This is a genomic window from Burkholderia sp. SR8 (genome assembly GCF_052851275.1).
In genome coordinates this window covers 1-615 of sequence record NZ_JAULUC010000085.1, presented here as the reverse complement: position 1 = coordinate 615, position 615 = coordinate 1, and the positions used below count along the sequence as shown (strand labels likewise).

Sequence of the window (615 nt, the reverse complement as noted above, 5' to 3'; positions counted from 1 at the left end):
CCGCTGCACGGTGCCCGTGCGGATCGTGCGCGCCGACGGATGCATCGAGCCCGTCAGCGCGACGGCCGCGGTCGAGACCCGTCTCGAATGCGAGTTGCTGCGCTCGGGCGGCGTCATCCCGCTGATATTGCAGAAGAACCTGGCGATGCAGGAGGCTTGAGACCGAAGCCGCCCGCGACGCCCCGAATGCTCACGCTCATGACCGACCGCTCCATCGCGACCCAGATTGTCGAACTCATCAAGACGGAAGGACTCGACGTCGGCACGCACCTGCCCGCCCAGATGCTCGCCGACCGGCTGCGCGTGTCGCGCTCGCCCGTCAACGAGGCGCTCGCGCTGCTGCACGAAAAAGGCATCCTGACGCGCGAGCGCAATCGCGGCTTCTTCGTCGCGAAGCCGGTGATCGAGCCGCTGTCGGACGTCGTCGACGAACTCGGGCTCGGCGAGGCCGACGTGATCACGAGCGTATATTTCCGCATCGCGGACGATCGCCTGAAGGGCGAACTGCCGGACGAGTTTTCCGAGCAACTGATCCGCCACCGCTACGGGCTGACGAACGCGCAGCTCACGGCCGTGCTCGGACGCATCGCGCAGGAAGGCTGGGCCGAGCGCAAG

General features: G+C 67.3%; 1 protein-coding gene. It reads left to right on the top strand.

The features are described 5' to 3' along the window. Positions 1-198: 198 nt before the first annotated feature. On the top strand, positions 199-615 hold a 417-nt coding region (locus Q3A80_RS31925), incomplete at its 3' end, for a winged helix-turn-helix domain-containing protein (protein WP_446332754.1).